This is a genomic window from Streptomyces sp. S3(2020) (assembly GCF_013044505.1).
Lineage (GTDB): Bacteria > Actinomycetota > Actinomycetes > Streptomycetales > Streptomycetaceae > Streptomyces.
In genome coordinates this window covers 1-1,761 of the sequence record NZ_JABERD010000489.1, presented here as the reverse complement: position 1 = coordinate 1,761, position 1,761 = coordinate 1, and the positions used below count along the sequence as shown (strand labels likewise).

General features: G+C 73.5%; 1 protein-coding gene. It reads right to left on the bottom strand.

Annotation, left to right across the window (positions count from 1 at the left end):
- Positions 1-1,425 (bottom strand): DUF2252 domain-containing protein (locus HLK59_RS49830; protein WP_171148301.1); only part of this gene is annotated, 1,425 nt, incomplete at its 3' end.
- Positions 1,426-1,761: the final 336 nt, after the last annotated feature.

Sequence of the window (1,761 nt, the reverse complement as noted above, 5' to 3'; positions counted from 1 at the left end):
CAGCTCCCCCGCGAGCCTCCCCGACCGCACCGCCGCCACCAGCCCCGCGTGGTCGGCCTCCGTACGGTCGGCGTACGCCACGGCGAACGCGGCCATCGCCTCGTCCAGTTCCTCACTCTTGCCGCAGTACCCGGCGACCAGGCGCGGGTCGACGCTGTGCGAGTGGGCGCGGGCCAGCAGCGCACCCGTCATACGGCCGTAGTCGTCTATCTGGTCGGCGGCGAGCGCGGCGGGGTCGACGCTGCCCTTGCGGTTGCGGAACTGCCGTACCTGGAAGGGCCGCCCCTGCACCGACGTCCAGCCCAGCAGGATGTCGCTGACGACCTGCATCCGCTTCTGCCCGAGGACGACCCGTCGGCCCTCGTGCTCGACGGCGGAGGCCTCGAACCCGGCGGTCACCAGGTGCGGCAGCAGCGCCGAGGGGCGGGCCTCCTTCACCTGGAGCACCAGCGCCTCACCGCGGTGGTCCAGGAGCAGCACGACGTAGGACCGCGTACCGACGCTGCCCGTACCGACGACCCGGAACGCGACATCGTGCACCGCGTACCGGGACAGCAGCGGAAGACGGTCCTCGGAGAGCGACTCCAGGTACTCCTCCAGGGACCCGGCCACCGCCGCGGCCTCCGCGTCCGGCACGCGCCGCAGCACCGGAGGGGAGTCGACGAAGCGGCGCCCGCCGTCCTCGGTCTGCTCGGTCGCCTTCGCCGCGAACCGTCCGCTGGTGTTGGCCCGCGCCTTCTCGGAGACCCGCTCCAGGGTGCCGACGAGATCGTGGGCGTCGGTGTGGGAGACGAGTTCCTCGTCCGCGATGGCGTTCCACGCGTCCAGCACCGGGAGCTTGGCCAGCAGCCGCATGGTGCGGCGGTAGGCGCCCACCGCGCCGTGCGCCGCGCTGCGGCAGGTGTCCTCGTCGGCGCCCGCCTCCCGGCCGGCGAGCACCAGCGAGGCCGCGAGCCGCTTGAGGTCCCACTCCCAGGGGCCCTGGACCGTCTCGTCGAAGTCGTTGAGATCGATGACCAGGTCGCCCCGCGCATCCCCGTACAGACCGAAGTTGGCCGCGTGGGCGTCGCCGCAGATCTGGGCGCGGATCCGGGTCATGGGGGTGCGGGCCAGGTCGTAGGCCATGAGACCGGCCGAGCCGCGCAGGAAGGCGAAGGGCGTGGCCGCCATCCGTCCCACGCGCAGCGGCGTGAGTCCGGGAATGCGGTCGCGGCTGGACTCCTCGACCGCGCTCACCGCGTCGGGCCGCGAGCCGTCCAGGTCGAGCGCGCTGTGCGCACCACGAGGGACCCGCTTGCGCAGCGCCCTGCCCTCCTGCCTGGGCGACCCCTGCACCGGCCACTCGGCGAAGCCCCGCACCCGCGGCAGCCTGCGCGCCGCACCCACAGAGCCCTCGGCAGAAGCCCCCGCACCGACCTCGGTCATCCCGACCGCCTCCCCGACCATGCACGTGCCCGAACATCAACTCGTGCAGACCGTACAGCCGGTGGCCGAAACACGTCAGACCCTGTGGACAACTCCACGGCTGTGGAAAACCGGCCCCGCAGCCGGCGCACTCGGCGCAGACCCGACAGCCGGCCTCCACAGCACCGACCTCAAGCCGACCGCCACCACACCGCCACCACACCGCCGGTACCCCCGCCGCCTCACAGCCGGCCTCCGCAGCACCGACCCGGCAACCGACGTCCGCACCGTCCCCACAGCCGGCCTCGACCACAGCCGGCCTCGGCCACACCCGCCACCCCACAGCCGGCCTCGACC